Below are 13,762 nucleotides of genomic sequence, written 5' to 3'. Positions count from 1 at the left end.
CATTGATGCAGCCTGATTTGAATTGGCTTGTGAACCCGGAGGTGTTCGCGGTGGGGCGGCTGCCCGCCCACTCGGACCACCGGTGGTACCAGAACGAGGCGGAGCTGGCCCAGAAAACCATGGCTCTGCGCCAGAGCCTTAACGGGGAGTGGCAGTTTGCCCACAGCCCGAACCCTGCCGCCCGGCCCGCGGATTTCTGGAAGGAGGAGGCCGACCGTTCGGCCTTCGGCCGCATCCAGGTGCCCGGCCATGTGGAGCTGCAGGGCTACGGCCAGATCCAGTACATCAACACCATGTATCCCTGGGATGGCCGCAGCGATCTGCGCCCGCCCCAGATCGACTGGAACGACGCACCGGTGAGCAGCTATGTGCGCCGGTTCGATCTGGACCCGGCTCTTGCGGGCAAGCCGGTCTGCATCTGTCTGGAAGGGGTGGAGCAGGCGTTCTATCTGTGGCTGAACGGCCAGTTCATCGGCTACAGCGAGGACTCCTTCACCCCCGCCCATTTCGATCTGACGAACGCCATCCGCCCGAAGGATAACCTGCTCTGCGTGGAGGTGCACAAGCGCAGCAGCGCCGGCTGGCTGGAGGATCAGGACTTCTTCCGGTTCAGCGGCATCTTCCGGCCGGTGTATCTGTATGCAAAGCCTCAGGTGCACATCGAGGACCTGTGGCTGCGGGCGGGCCTTGCCGGGGACAACACCACCGGCACCCTCGCCCCCCGGCTGCGCCTTTCCGGCGAAACGGAAGGCGCGGCGGTGGAATGCAGGGTGAGCGACCCGGCGGGCCGGGTGCTGTTTGAGGGCCCGGTAAACCCGGACGGCAGCACCGCCATCCGCCTGCCCGATGTGTGCGCCTGGGATCACGAGCACCCGGTGCTGTATTCGGTGCTGTTCACGGTGAAAAACGTCGCGGGTCAGGTGGAGGAGCTGGTGCCCTATTCCACCGGCTTCCGCCGGTTCGAGCTGAAAAACGGCCTGCTTCTGCTGAACGGCAAGCGGGTGATGTTCAACGGCGTGAATCGCCACGAGTGGAGCGCCGAGCGGGGCCGGGCCATCACCGACGAGGATATGGACCGGGCTATGGATACCTTCCGCCGGGCCAACATCAACGCGGTGCGCACCTGCCATTACCCGGATCAGAGCCGCTGGTATGACCTGTGCGACGAAAACGGCATCTATATGATCGACGAGACCAATCTGGAAAGCCACGGCTCCTGGCAGAAGATGGGCGCGGTGGAGCCCAGCTGGAACGTGCCCGGCAGCCTGCCCCAGTGGAAGGAATGCGTGGTGGACCGGGCCCGCTCCATGTTCGAGCGGGATAAAAACCACACCGCCATTTTGTTCTGGTCCTGCGGCAACGAGTCCTATGCGGGCGAGGACATTCTGGCCATGAGCCGGTTTTTCCACGAAAACGACCCCAGCCGTCTGGTGCATTACGAGGGCGTGTTCCACAACCGGGAATTCGACCGCATCAGCGACGTGGAAAGCCGGATGTACGCCACCCCCGAGGCAATTCGGGAATATCTGGAGGCAAAGCCGGAAAAGCCCTTCCTGCTGTGCGAGTACATGCACGACATGGGCAACAGTCTGGGCGGCATGGAAAGCTACATTCGCCTGGGTGAGGAATTCGATCAGTATCAGGGCGGCTTTATCTGGGACTATATGGACCAGGCCCTCTGGCGCACCGACAGCCTGGGCCGCCGGGTGCTGGGTTACGGCGGCGACTTCGGCGAGCGCCCCACCGACTACAACTTCAGCGCCAACGGCATCGTGTTTGCGGACGGCAGCGAAAAGCCCGCCATGCAGGAGGTGCGCTACTGGTATTCCACCCCGGAGCAGCGTGCTGCTCACGATGCGAACAACCGGCGGGCAGCGCAGCAGTCCGCCCGCCAGCTGGCCGAATTGCAAAAGGAGCGGGCCGGCCGGGCCGAGACCTCCCCGGACCTGACTGTGATCGAGGGCGACGTGAACCTGGGCGTGCAGGGCGCCGGCTTTGAGGTGCTCTTCTCCTATGTGGAGGCCGGCCCGGTGTCGCTGATTTCCCAGGGCGTGCAGTGGCTCTATCGGGCCCCCCGCCCGGTGCTGTGGCGGGCCGCCACCGAAAACGACATCGGCAACGGTTTCGCGGCGAAGAGCGCGGCCTGGATGGCGGCGGACGCCTTTGCCCGCTGCACCGGCTGGACGGTGCGGGAAAAGGGCCCCCGCAAGGTGGAAATTGCATACGAATTCGCCTTTGCCGCCGTGCCCGGCGCGAAGGTGGAGATTGTTTACATGGTGGATGCCGCCGGTACCCTGCGGGTGAAGGCGGAATTTGCCGGAGCGCCCGGCTTGCCCGGTCTGCCGGTGTTCGGCGTGCGGTTGGTTCTCCCCGAGCCCGCGTCCGCCATCGGCTGGACCGGCCTGTCCGGCGAGACCTACCCGGACCGGAAAAAGGGCGGGGTGTTCGGCCGCCATACTGAGATTCCCCATATCCCGGATTATCTGGTGCCGCAGGACTGCGGCGTACACATGGACACCCACCAGTTCACGCTGGAGCGGCGGGCCGCGGGCCAGCCGGACACGGCACGGCTGGAGGTGTTCATGGAGGGCGAGCCCTTCGCCTTCAGCGCCCTGCCTTACACTGCGCAGGAGCTGCAGAACGCCGACCATCGGGAGCAGCTGCCGAACACCGGCCGCACCGTGGTCACGGTGATGGGTGCGGTGCGCGGCGTGGGCGGCATCGACAGCTGGGGCTCGGATGTGAAGCCCGCTTACCGGCTGAGCGCCGAAGAGAACCACCGGCTGGAGTTTGCCATTCAGCTGTGACCGGCTGATTTTGCGCTGTGAGCAGCCCCTTCCTGACCCCGAGTAAAGGGTCGGAAGGGGCTGCTTTTTTCTGCCTGCTTGTAAGCCGGTGGGTTTTGGATTATAATAAAAAGGTATCCACCCGCCGGCCGGCTCTGTTTTCAACGGGGCGGGGCTGCGGGAATTCTGAACAAAAACCGGACTTACGGGCGGCCCCCTCGGGCCTGTGCCCGCGAAACGGAGGACACAGCTATGAAACGAATGAAATCTCTGCTTGCCCTGGGCCTTGCACTGGCCATGGCGGCGTTTTGTCTGACCGGCTGCTCGGGCACCAGTGAGGAGGAGGCCGCAAGCGAGGCGGTGGAGGAACTGTACATCGCCTCACAGGCGGGCGGCAGCATCACCTGGCCGGAAGGGCTGGACACCACCGCCACCTTTGCCAGCCAGCTGGACGAGGCCAGCGGTACCCTGTATGTGGTGTTCAACAGCGTGCAGAACCGGTTCACCAACTACTTCACCCCGGCGGGCAGCTCCATCACGGTGACCAGCTATGCCACCAGTGAAAAGGAGACCGCCACCAGCCAGTATCTGGTGACCCTGTGGGAGGAGACCGACAGCGGCCGCGCCTACGTGAACGGCCACACCATTGAGTTCGCCACCGGCGGCGAGTGTGCCAGCGCCACCTTCGACGGCCTGACCCCCGGCAAGAACTACAAGATCGGCATCGCCTACATGAGCGGCGTGTACCGCATCAGCGGCGGACTGAGCGTGAACGGTCTGTCCGGCGCGCAGGCTCTGGACCTGGAGGACACCGAGACCGCATAAGCTGCAATCTGTCAACAAAAAATCCCCTTTCCGGCTGGAAAGGGGATTTTTTTGTGGTCAGGAGGCACTTTCCTCCGGCTCGGGAGAAAGGCCGTAATACTGGCGGATGGCCCGGTAGTAGCAGCGGGCGGCCAGCTGGCAGCCCTCCGGCGAGGCGAAGGCCGCCAGATCCGTTTCGTTGGTGATGAAGCATTGCTCGGCCAGCACCGAGGCGCAGCCGGTGCTGTTCACCATGGCGAAGCTGGGGTAATCGTTGGGGTTCGAGTCGCTGCGCTCCCGGATGATCCGTTGGTCGTTCTCGTCGTAATAGGCGTAGCGCACGCCGCCATCGCCCCGGAGACTGGCTCCGGCGGCGCTCATCTCGGCGGCGATGAAATCCGCAAAGCGCAGGCTGTTCTTGTTGTACTCGTTGCCCGGCGGGGCGGGGAAGCACTCGAAGCCGCTGGCCTGGCCGGAGCCGCCGTCCGAATTCATGTGGATGGACAGCGAGAGGGTGGCGTCCGAGCGGGCCACCCGTTTTGCCCGATCGGCGGCGGGCAGGTCCTCGTTCCAGTCTGAGCGGCACATCACTGGGACGATGTCCGGGTCAGCCTCCAGCAGGTCCCACAGGGCCTGGGCGGTGGCCTGGGTCAGGTCGCACTCCCGCACGCCGTTCACACCGATGGCGCCGGTGTCCGAGCCGCCGTGCCCCGCGTCGATGGCCACGATGCGGGCCTGCCGGGTGGGGTCATCCTCCCGCGTGGTGGAAAACCGGGCCAGCGCGATCCAGAAGGCGGCGATCAGCAGCACAAGGGCGAGGATGGGAGCCGCCAGCCGGAGCAGCGGCGCCCGCTTTCTTCTGCGCCGCCGGGGGCGGCGAAGGGTTGCAGTTGGCATAAAAATTACGGTCCTTTCCCGAAAAATGTAAAAAACAGTCGTCTTTTATAAGACGAAAAAGGCCCCCCGTTCCTTTCGTTTTGCGGCAAAAAAGCCCGGCCAAGGCTGACCGGGCTTTTGCCCCCGAGGGGCAGTAAGGAGGAGTTGAAACGCAACATACAGATCAGCGCAGCACCACCGCACGGCTGCCCATGGCGGTGTAGATGCGCTCGAACCGGTCCCGTTCGATGCAGGAATCGCCCTGCATGGGGTCGGCCAGATAGCACTGGGTCTCGTCCATGCCGGTGAGCACCACGCAGTGCAGGTTGCCGTAGGGCGTATAGGTGCTGCCGTCGGGCAGCGTCCAGGTGAAGGAGGTGTTGAACCGGGGCTGCTCGTAGTCCTGGGTGAACCACACCGCCACCGGGGTGCCCTGGCGCAGCAGCTGCTCCAGCCGGTCCAGGTCCGCGCCGATCTCACTTTCCGCCCGCAGCTCGGAGCCCTGGTCCCGCAGCCAGGCGTTGGCCGCCTCGATGATGGGCCCCTCAAAGCAGTACCAGCCGCCTGAGCTGCTGGCCGGGTCGCCCGCATAGACCTGCTCCGGGTCCGGCCCATAACGGTAGGGACCGCTGTAGGTGAAGCTCTGGCGGGGCAGGTAATCCACCCCCAGGGAGACCAGATCCACCGAATAGCCGTTGTACTCCAGCAGGGTGGCAAGACTCGCCGCCTCGCAGCCGTTGGGCAGTGCGGGCTGCTGTAGCACCGGCTGCACCGTGAGTATGCTGCTGCCGCCGGTGATCTGTTCCGAGACCAGACTGCCCAGCGAGGTGAGCAGCCGGTGCCGGGCCAGCAGGTCGAATACCGAGAACAGCGCCGCGGCGCAGAGGATCAGAACCAGCAGTCTGGCCAGCACAGCCGCCAGCGCGTGCCGCTTTCTGCGGCGGCGAGCGGGAGCATGGGCAGCGCTTTGGCCGGCAGCGGCGGGAGCAGCTGCCCGGGTGCTTGCCGGCCGGGGCTGGAGCTGCGCAGCCGGGCGGCGCACCACCCGTCGCTGGGCGGGCAGGGCAGGAGCACAGGCCGCCGCGGAATACATGGGACGGCGGGCATTCTGAACGGAAAGAGTACGGGTGGCCATGGCGGCGGACCTCCTTTTTCAGCATCTGCCTATTGGACGCACCAGTCGCCAAAATGTTACGCCGGCTTTAGCCGGCGTGACATAAGAAAACGACGGTTCTGCCGTAGGATTTTGGCGCACAAAATGTTCAAAGGCGCGGGCAAGCCACCAAGGCTTGCTCCGCCCCTTTTCGCACTTTCTGCATCCAAAATCCTGGGGCAGAACTGCTCTGCACCGGAAAAAGCCCGATTTTGATGGGAGTGCAAGGAAAAGACCCGCAGTGGGCTGCGGGCGCGTCAAGCGTGCGCCCGCTCTGCTTCGCAGACCGCCCTGGCCGGTCGAAGAACCCACTGGGTTCTTCGCGGCTTGCGCCGCCCCGGCACCCTTGGTGGTTGTCAAGGGGCTTTGACGCTGCAATCCCGCGAAAGCGGACTTTTCCCGGCGTCGTTTTCTTATGTCACCCCGGCTTTCCTTCGGCTGCTTTTATTATAAAAGGAGGCAGGAAACCAAGTCGCCAAAAAGGTGTATCTGAGTTGTAAAAAATCCGGCGGTTTCGCCGGATTTTTGCAGGGGGGAAGCCAGAACGGAACGATTTACTGGATGCCGAAGCCGGTGTAGGTCTTCAGCAGGGGATCGTAATAGAGCCCCAGAACGTTGGTGCTGGACTGAAACAGGATCAGATAGCAGTCGTCCTGGCGGAGGATCTGCAGGTCGAGAAACAGGACATCCCGGAAATAATTCTGCAGAAAGCGCTCCACCTCCTCCGGGTCTGACCGGTCCGGTTCCGCCACGCCCATCCACTCCCAGGGAGACAGCTCGTTTGCCATGTTGATCTGGGTCAGCAGCTGATCGATCAGGTTCAATGTACTCATCACACTGGGATAACCGCTGTCCGAGGCGTTTTCCCAAGCGATGGCTTCTTCAACGCTGTTTGCATAGTCGGCCACATAGGGGAACAGTGCGCTCACAATGGAGAGTGCTGTGTTCAGCGGGCCGCAGCTGTAATAGGGTGCGCTACCGGTGTCTCCGGTCAGCAGCATCAGATGCTCCAGAATGGTCTGGTAGGCCTGCTGGAACTGCTCTTCGGTGGCGGGGGTCATGGAGTCGTCCGGGGTGATGAGGGCGGTGTAGCACAGCTGGTCGGTGCCGTTGCCCCGGCCGCTGCTGGCATTCAGCACGCCCTGGTAGACGAAAGGCTCGGTGCCGCCTTCGCACAGAAGCTGAACGGGGATATCGTCGTAAAAGCGGCAGATGACGCTGTCGGTATAATAGGAGTAGCAGGCCATCTGACCCGCTTCCTCCGATCCGCTCAGGCTGCTGATATAGGTGCAGCTTCCCATCAGATTCAAAAGCAGCTCCTGAAAGCCGGTTTCCTCCAGTGCCTGCTGGGCTGTAAAGGGCAGCGGGTAGCCGTTGGCCCGGGCCAGGTCGTGGTAGCGTGCCCGGGGCCAGAATTCCAGCCGGTCGGTGCGCTGGCCGATCACGTTGTACACCGGCAGGGCGGCGAAGGAGTCCAGCTGCCCGGAAGGATTCGCGATGCGGGCGGCGGCCCAGGCGGAGGAGGCGCCGCTCGCTGCCAGAATGAATACCGTGAGCAGACAGAATGCAAGATTTGCCCGCAGTGCACCGGACCTTGGGCGTTTTGCGGCACCACGGCCCTTGGGTTTGGTTTGTTTTTTCGGCATAGGTCACATTCCTTTCGCACCGGTTCACAGCAGCTGAAGCCCGATTCCGCACCAGGTTTTGAGCACCGGGCTGTAGTAGAGCCCCAGGGTGGCGGTGCCGCTGTCCAGCTCGGTGCTGATCAGCACCAGATAGCACTCCTCCAGCCGCAGGATCTGCAGGGTGCAGCTCCGCTCCCGGAAATACTCCTGCAGCAGCGCGTCGGCCTGGGCCGGGTCCGCCAGATCATAGGGAAAGCTGCCATTGAGGTACAGCTCCAGCAAAAGCGAGCTCATCTGCCCGGCCAGCTCGGTCAGATTCCGGGCCTGAAGGGAGGACAGCCAGTAGTTCCCCTGAAAAGCGACAGGGTCCAGGTTGCCCAGCAGGTCCTCCAGGGTGTGAAAGCTGTTCATCTGTCCGCCGCACAGCTGCTGCAGATCGTCCACCACTCTGCCGTAGGCTGCCTCAAAGGCCTGCTCGTCCGGTGTTTCGTCCGGCAAAAACAGCAGGGTGAAGCAAAGGGGCTGCTGATCGTTGACCATGGAACAGCCCAGGCTCAGCTCGACGCAGCCAGGATAGGTCAGGCCGCTGTGGGTGGAATAGATGGCGGGAACATCGTCCCAGAAGATGCAGGTCAGCAGCTGAAAGGTGTTGGTGTGGAACCAGGCGGATTTTACCGCGGTATCGGGCACGGTCAGCGAACCGGGGGTCCGGCTGTAGAGCAGCTGATCCAGCGGGAACAGCTGCTCCATCCGGGAAAGGGCATCCAGCGCAAAGAGGGGGGTGGTCTGAATCGGGTACTGGGGCGTGGCATTGTGGTACTGGGCCCGGGCCCAGAAGTCGGCCCGGTCGGTCTGCTGGCCCACCACGTTGTAAGCGGGCAGGGCCGCAAAGCTGCCCACCTGAAGGTCAGGGCGGATGATCCACTGGGCCAGAGCGAACAGGCACAGACCGCTGCCCGCCAGCAGCCCCAGGGTGAGGGGAACAAAGCGGGAGCGAAGGCGGCGGAAGCTTTTGCTTTTTCCGGCAGGCAAAGCCGCATTGCGCTGTGCGTCGGCCCGTCGGAACGGTGCCGAATGGGGAGGGTCGGTCGGACTGCGCCGAATCTTCATACAGCGTCGCCTCCCTCCGCCGTCGTGCCCGGCGAAGCCGAAGCAGGCGGGAAGCTGAGGGTGATGAGGGTGCCCTCGCCCAGGCGGCTGTCGATGGCGAAGCTGCCCTTGTGGATGCGGCAGATCTCGTCGCAAAGGGCAAGGCCCAGGCCCGCGCCGCCCGCCTTGCGGCTGCGGGATTTATCCACCATATAGAAGGGCTGGCGGATCTTTTCCAGTTCCTTTTTGGGAATGCCCTGGCCGTGGTCCCGGATCAGGATCTCGATGCGGCCCTCCTTGCGGTGGGCCAGCAGCTGGATCAGGCTGCCCTCCGGGCTGGCCTTGCGGCCGTTGTCGATGAAGTTATACAGCAGCGATTTGAACAGCTCCCGGTCCATCTCCATCCAAAGCCTGGGCTCGCAGCCGTATTGCAGGGCCAGGCGGCTGCTGTGCAGCACCGGCTGCATGGCGGTGGCCACCTCGCCGATCACGCCGGAAAGCTCCTCCGAGGTGAACACCAGGTTCTGGCTGCCCACGTTCAGCAGCTCCATCAGCTTGCCGGACAGGCTGCGCATCCGCTTGGTCTCGTCCAGAATGATGCCCGCATATTCCCGGCGCTTTTTCTCGGGCACGTCCTTTTGCAGATATAAAAGGTCCGCAAAGCCCAGAATACTGGTCAGGGGCGTTTTCATCTCGTGGGCCATGTTGGCAATGAAGGTCTTCTGGTCCTGGGCCACCTGCTCCAGCTGGCCCACGTGCTGCTGCACGGCCTGGGCCATCCGGTTCAGGTCCTTGCCCAGGTCGGCCACCTCGTCCGCCCCGGCCAGCTGCACCCGCTCGGCGTAGTTGCCCTGGGCGATGCGGCGGGATGCCTGGGACAGCTGCTCCAGCCGCCGCAGCTGCACCTTTACCAGCACCAGCAGCACCACGGCAGCGGCCAGGCTGACCAGAATGCCGAAGGTGAGGGCGGTGAGGGCCTGCCGCTGCAGCTGGGCGCCCAGGTCGGTCACATCAAACACGCTCACCATGCGAAAGTCGCTCTGTTCCAGAGGCAGGGGAGAATTGAGGGCCAGCAGCAGCCGGTCTCCCTGGGAGAAGATGCGGGTGTAGGTGAGGGAATCGTCCTGATAGCTGCTGCCGGTCAGATTGGCGGTGTGGCACAGGCCGGTGGAATCGGTGCGAAGGCCCGCGCCGCCGGAATCATACAGCTGGAAGGCCAGCAGGTAGCTGTCCGTCTCCTGGCTGTCCAGGGCGGTGCGCACCGCCTGCCGGGTCTCGGTGTCGCTCAGGCTGATCTGGCCGGACTGCAGCCGCTGGTTGACCACGTTGGTCTTGATGGCGTTCATCATGGATTGCTGCTGCAAAGCGGCCCGCTGCTTTTCCCGCTGCCACAGCTGGGTCTGGGTGTTGTTCAAAAAGAGCAGGCTCAGCCCGCCGGTGGCCAGCACCAGCAGCGCCAGAGAGGACAAAAAGATCTTCTGCCACAGTTTCACGGGCATGGCTCCTTTCAGTGTTCCAGCCGGTAGCCGATGCGGGGCAGGGTGACCAGCTTGCCGGAAAGCCCCAGCTTCTGGCGCAGCCGCTGCACATGGATGTCCACGGTGCGGGTCTCACCGGCGAAGTCGTAGCCCCACACCAGCGAGAGCAGCTTGTCCCGGGAAAGGGCCAGGTCCTGATTCTGCAAGAAGACTCGCAGAAGCTCAAATTCCTTGGGACTTAAGGCCACCGGCTTGCCGTTCAGGGTCACGGTGTGGCTGGAAAGATCCTGCTGGATGCCCCGGTACTCCAGCACCTCCCGGCCCTTGCCCCGGCGGCGCAGCGCCACCTCCACGCGGGCCAAAAGCTCCAGCGCCTCGAAGGGCTTGGCGATGTAATCCTCAGCCCCCAGATGCAGCCCGCGCACCTTGTCGGCCACCTGCTGCATGGCGGAAAGAAAGATCACCGGGGTGCCCTGGCTGGCCACCCGTTCCATCACCGAAAAGCCGTCCAGCCCGGGAAGCATCACATCCAGCAGCACCAGATCGTAGCCGCCCGCGAAGATGCGCTCCACCGCCTGCGCGCCGTCGGCGCAGATCTCGCAGCTGTAGCCTCCCAGGGACAGGGTGGCCTCGATCATCTGGGCAATGTGTTCCTCGTCTTCCACAATCAGAATGTGTGCCATGGTCGTGTTCCTCCTTTGGTTCCGGCCGGGCCGGAAGACCGATCGCGTTATACTGATTCTATCATATCACATCCGGCCGTAAAAAGGGCCGATTGGCAAAATCCTGCCGCAAAACAGGGGATTTTGTGCTCGTTTCTATTATTGCATACAAAGGGTAACGCTGTCGGCAATAAGTTGTATCAAAACTGCAAACAAGGCCCCCGCGCCGCCGGAAATGTCCGGGGTGCGGGGGCCTTGCCTTGAAACATGTGCGGTTATTGGTGCTCGCCCACCCAGCGCTCGCGGGTCTCCCACACGGCTTTGCCCTGGGCAAGGCACTGGGGAAGGTCCAGAATGCGCTGGTTGCGGCTGCCCCGGAAGCGCAGCTCCAGGCTCATCTCGGCCTGCACAAAGGGGCCGTCGATGAGGGTGTCCAGCAGGGTGAGAAGCTCCTTCTGGGCGGGGGTGCCGTGCTCGTACAGCTCCTCGAAGGTGTAGCCGGTGTAGCTTGCCACCTCGTAACCGGCGGCGCGGGCCAGCCGGACGAACTCCAGCAGCTCCGGCCCGGCCTGAGCGAAGGGCTCGCCGCCGGACAGGGTGATGCCGCGGCAGAGCGGATTCTTCTTTGCCATCTGGATGAGCTGATCGGGGGTGAAGGGAGTCCCGCCCTCGAAGGGCCAGGTCTCGGGGTTATGGCAGCCGGGGCAGTGGTGGGGGCAGCCCTGGAAAAACACGGTGAACCGGAGGCCGGGACCGTCCACGATGCTGTCGCCGGCGAAGCCTGCTACCTGCAGCATGGCGCTTACAGGTGCTTCACGCGGTCGCGCTCTTCGGCCTTCTTGGCGTCGTTCCATTTGTCCATGGTGCCGACCAGGTAGCCGGTGATGCGGCGGATGCGCTCGAAGGGAACGTCCTTACCAACGACGGATTGTTTCTGCATAGCGGACATAGAAAACTCCTCCTTTTACAAAACGCCGCCCGCCCGAAATGCGGGCGGCGATAAAAAAATTCAAAAGCAATCGGGTGACAAATCTATTATAGAAAGAACACCGGCGGCGCAGCGTTGCCGAAGCAACAAAAACAATTGTGCGGGCTTAATCAGCAAAACGCACCGGGCCAATAAGGCCGTTTGATGTTTTCGCTGAGGAAAGCCGGTTGCCGCGAATCGGCCGATCGGAGCAAACCGCCGGTCGGGTCCGATAAAAAGGCAGTCAGCGGTCATCGCTGAGGAAAGCCCGGTGCCGCGAGTTTGCGGATCAGAGCAAACCGCCGGTCGGGTCCGCCAAAAAAAGGCAGTCAGCGGTCATCGCTGAGGAAAGCCCGGTGCGGAAGGCTGGCGTATCGGACCCGGTCAACGGTCGAGTCCGCTAAAAATCATTCGCAGCCGCAGAAGGTGGGGACGCCGGGATACTTTTTGCGCAGTTCATCCAGCTTTTCGGGGCTCAGGGCCTCGCCGCTGCGACGGCCGCAGCGGGGGCATACGTCGCCGATCACGCCGACGTAGCCGCAAACCGGGTCGCGGTCCACGGGATGGTTGATGCTGCCGTAGCCCACGCCGCTGTCGTGCATGCAGCGGACCACGCTCTCAAAGGCCTCCAGGTTGTTGGCGGTGTCGCCGTCCAGCTCCACATAGCTGATGTGACCTGCGTTGGTCAGGGCGTGGTAGGGGCCCTCCTTCTGGATCTTGTCGTAGGCGGAGATGGGATACCACACAGGAATGTGGAAGCTGTTGGTGTAGTATTCCCGATCGGTCACGCCGGGAATGATGCCGAACCGCTTCTGGTCCATGCGGGTGAACCGGCCGGACAGACCCTCGGCGGGGGTGGCCAGCAGGGTGAAGTTCATCTTCAGCTCCTCGCTCTTGCGGTCGCAGTAGTCCCGCATGTGGCCGATGATCTCCAGACCCTTCTTCTGCATCTCGTCGCTCTCGCCGTGATGGTGACCGTACAGAGCGGTCAGGGTCTCGGCCAGGCCGATGAAGCCGATGGACAGGGTACCGTGCTTGAGCACCTCACGCACCTCGTCGGCGGGCCCCAGCTGGTCGGAATCCAGCCATACGCCCTGGCCCATCAGGAAGGGGAAGTTGTAAACGCGCTTGGCCGCCTGAATCTCGAACCGGTCCAGCAGCTGGTTTGCCACCAGCTCCATCATGGCATCCAGGCTCTCGTAGAACTTCTTCTCGTCGTGGTCAGCCAGAATTGCCAGACGGGGCAGGTTGATGGAGGTGAAGCTCAGGTTGCCGCGGCTGTAGCTGATCTGGCGGTCCGGGTCATATACGTTGCCCATCACGCGGGTGCGGCAGCCCATGGTGGCCACCTCGGTCTCGGGCCGGCCGGGCACGTAGTACTGCAGGTTAAAGGGGGCGTCCAGGAACACGTAGTTGGGGAACAGCCGCTTGGCGCTCACCTTCATGCTCAGCTTGAACAGGTCGTAGTTGGGGTCGCCCTCGTTGTAGTTCACACCCTCTTTTACTTTGAAGATGTGGATGGGGAAGATGGGGGTTTCGCCGTGGCCCAGGCCCGCGTCCTCCGCCATCAGAATGTTGCGGATCACCATCCGGCCCTCGGGGGTGGTGTCGGTGCCGTAGTTGATGCTGCTGAAGGGAGTCTGGGCACCAGCACGGCTGTGCATGGTGTTCAGGTTGTGCACAAAGCCCTCCATGGCCTGGTAGGTATCCCGGTCGGTCTGCTTCCAGGCCCGGCGGCGGGCAGTGGCCACCAGACGCTTGGCGGTGTGCTCATCCACACGGCCGCTGGCGGTCAGCGCCTGGGCCACGATGCGGTCGAACTCTTCGGCATTGGTCTCCAGACGGGGCTGCTGGTCCAGCTCGGTGACGGCTTTGTCCACCATCTGGTTTACAAAGTCGGCCTCGTTCTCGGTCTCCAGCACATCCTCCAGGCTCTCGGTCAGCTTTTTGCGGTAGGAGCGTGCAAAGGTCTTGCCCACGCCCTCGGCCATGCCGTAGTCAAAGTTCGGGATGCTCTGACCGCCGTGCTGGTCGTTCTGGTTGGACTGGATGGCAATGGCCGCCAGTGCCGCGTAGCTGCCGATGCTGTTGGGCTCGCGCAGGAACCCATGTCCGGTGGAGAACCCGCCGTGGAACAGGCGCAGAATGTCGATCTGGCAGCAGGTGGTGGTCAGGGAATAGAAATCGAAGTCATGGATGTGGATGTCGCCCTCCCGGTAGGCTTTGGCCTGCTCGGGACGCAGCAGATACGCCGCGTTGTAGGCCTTGGCGCCGGCGGTGCCGATCTGCAGCATGCTGCCCATGGCGGTGTTGCCGTCGATG

Annotated in this window: 11 protein-coding genes; 2 read left to right on the top strand and 9 right to left on the bottom strand. The window is 63.4% G+C overall.

Annotation, left to right across the window (positions count from 1 at the left end; all coding sequences use genetic code 11):
- The coding region (locus tag J7G73_RS09575; RefSeq protein ID WP_367113979.1) for a glycoside hydrolase family 2 TIM barrel-domain containing protein at positions 1-2,807 on the top strand (2,807 nt) is incomplete at its 5' end.
- 231 nt (positions 2,808-3,038) lie between these two features.
- On the top strand, positions 3,039-3,611 hold the full coding sequence (locus tag J7G73_RS09570) for a hypothetical protein (protein ID WP_087293206.1): 573 nt from the start codon (positions 3,039-3,041) through the stop codon (positions 3,609-3,611).
- Positions 3,612-3,668: 57 nt separating this feature from the next.
- Here the strand turns inward: J7G73_RS09570 and J7G73_RS09565 are convergent, their stop codons facing one another.
- The 9 genes from J7G73_RS09565 to J7G73_RS09525 all read right to left on the bottom strand — a co-directional run.
- Positions 3,669-4,487 carry an N-acetylmuramoyl-L-alanine amidase gene (locus tag J7G73_RS09565; protein WP_291246077.1) on the bottom strand — a complete coding sequence of 273 codons (819 nt, stop codon included), beginning with the start codon at positions 4,485-4,487 and terminating at the stop codon, positions 3,669-3,671.
- Between the two features lie 163 nt (positions 4,488-4,650).
- On the bottom strand, positions 4,651-5,601 hold the full coding sequence (locus J7G73_RS09560) for a C39 family peptidase (RefSeq protein WP_291246076.1): 951 nt from the start codon (positions 5,599-5,601) through the stop codon (positions 4,651-4,653).
- Positions 5,602-6,173: 572 nt separating this feature from the next.
- Positions 6,174-7,265 carry a hypothetical protein gene (locus J7G73_RS09555; RefSeq protein WP_291246075.1) on the bottom strand — a complete coding sequence of 364 codons (1,092 nt, stop codon included), beginning with the start codon at positions 7,263-7,265 and terminating at the stop codon, positions 6,174-6,176.
- Positions 7,266-7,289: 24 nt separating this feature from the next.
- A complete protein-coding gene (locus J7G73_RS09550; RefSeq protein WP_291246074.1) occupies positions 7,290-8,354 on the bottom strand; it encodes a hypothetical protein in 1,065 nt (354 codons plus the stop codon).
- A complete protein-coding gene (locus J7G73_RS09545; RefSeq protein ID WP_291246073.1) occupies positions 8,351-9,826 on the bottom strand; it encodes a HAMP domain-containing sensor histidine kinase in 1,476 nt (491 codons plus the stop codon). Before J7G73_RS09545 ends, J7G73_RS09550 begins: the two co-directional genes overlap by 4 nt.
- Before the next feature lie 14 nt (positions 9,827-9,840).
- Positions 9,841-10,494 carry a response regulator transcription factor gene (locus J7G73_RS09540; RefSeq protein ID WP_087180927.1) on the bottom strand — a complete coding sequence of 218 codons (654 nt, stop codon included), beginning with the start codon at positions 10,492-10,494 and terminating at the stop codon, positions 9,841-9,843.
- Positions 10,495-10,748: 254 nt separating this feature from the next.
- On the bottom strand, positions 10,749-11,270 hold the full coding sequence (gene nrdG / locus J7G73_RS09535) for an anaerobic ribonucleoside-triphosphate reductase activating protein (RefSeq protein WP_087293192.1): 522 nt from the start codon (positions 11,268-11,270) through the stop codon (positions 10,749-10,751).
- A 5-nt stretch (positions 11,271-11,275) separates the two neighbouring features.
- Complete coding sequence (gene nrdD, locus J7G73_RS09530) at positions 11,276-11,422, bottom strand: anaerobic ribonucleoside-triphosphate reductase (protein ID WP_143402985.1); 147 nt, start codon at positions 11,420-11,422, stop codon at positions 11,276-11,278.
- A 425-nt stretch (positions 11,423-11,847) separates the two neighbouring features.
- A partial coding sequence (locus J7G73_RS09525) for an anaerobic ribonucleoside triphosphate reductase (protein ID WP_291246072.1) occupies positions 11,848-13,762 on the bottom strand: 1,915 nt, incomplete at its 5' end.

The sequence above is a fragment of the Allofournierella sp. genome, assembly GCF_017889395.1.
GTDB lineage: Bacteria > Bacillota > Clostridia > Oscillospirales > Ruminococcaceae > Allofournierella.
Note: the sequence above shows the minus strand (reverse complement) of the source record. Positions and strands in the feature narration are given on the sequence as shown.

Coding starts and splice junctions, on each gene's coding strand:
- J7G73_RS09570 (WP_087293206.1), top strand. CDS start 3,039: ATGAAACGAATGAAATCTCTGCTTGCCCTGGGCCTTGCACTGGCCATG.
- J7G73_RS09565 (WP_291246077.1), bottom strand. CDS start 4,487: ATGCCAACTGCAACCCTTCGCCGCCCCCGGCGGCGCAGAAGAAAGCGG.
- J7G73_RS09560 (WP_291246076.1), bottom strand. CDS start 5,601: ATGGCCACCCGTACTCTTTCCGTTCAGAATGCCCGCCGTCCCATGTAT.
- J7G73_RS09555 (WP_291246075.1), bottom strand. CDS start 7,265: ATGCCGAAAAAACAAACCAAACCCAAGGGCCGTGGTGCCGCAAAACGC.
- J7G73_RS09550 (WP_291246074.1), bottom strand. CDS start 8,354: ATGAAGATTCGGCGCAGTCCGACCGACCCTCCCCATTCGGCACCGTTC.
- J7G73_RS09540 (WP_087180927.1), bottom strand. CDS start 10,494: ATGGCACACATTCTGATTGTGGAAGACGAGGAACACATTGCCCAGATG.
- nrdG (WP_087293192.1), bottom strand. CDS start 11,270: ATGCTGCAGGTAGCAGGCTTCGCCGGCGACAGCATCGTGGACGGTCCC.
- nrdD (WP_143402985.1), bottom strand. CDS start 11,422: ATGTCCGCTATGCAGAAACAATCCGTCGTTGGTAAGGACGTTCCCTTC.